This window comes from Vibrio sp. 2033 (assembly GCF_033339735.1).
On record NZ_JAWOVC010000850.1, the window covers coordinates 1 to 515 of the forward strand.

Below are 515 nucleotides of genomic sequence, written 5' to 3' on the forward strand. Positions count from 1 at the left end.
ATTCTGTTAAATAGACAATCGTTCTCTTTATTATCTATATGTAGTAATCAAAATGACGTCTCAAAAAAATCTGATCCTATCTGCCGGGCTGGCCGTCATTGGGGGAGTGCTATTCTCTCAATTCGCTATTCCACCAGCTTTGAGCTTTCTTATCGGTGTTGCCGCTACTGCTTTTCTATTTTCATTTTCTAGCCAAACACCATCTATTCAACCAACGGAATCTGATCCTTCAACTAAAACGCTGTATGTCGGTAACCTTCCTTATAAAGCAAATGAGAGTCACGTTCGTGATTTATTTGCAGAGTATGGGCAGGTATTTGCTGTGCGCTTAATGAAAGATAAACGCACAGGTAAAAGAAGAGGGTTTGGTTTTGTCGTTATGGCCGCTGCTGACGCAGAACCGGCTATCGCGAAGTTAAATGAAAGGGAATATATGGAGCGAACACTTAAAGTGCGTATTGCTAACGATCCGAAACATCCAGATGGCGATAAATCTGAACTGGATTAAATCCTAA

At 41.0% G+C, this 515-nt stretch carries 1 protein-coding gene; it reads left to right on the plus strand.

Features of this window, described 5'->3' with window-relative positions; genetic code table 11:
* Nucleotides 1-52 precede the first annotated feature (52 nt).
* A complete protein-coding gene (locus tag R7P74_RS29445) occupies nt 53-508 on the plus strand; it encodes an RNA-binding protein (RefSeq protein ID WP_318124286.1) in 456 nt (151 codons plus the stop codon).
* Nucleotides 509-515 lie beyond the last annotated feature (7 nt).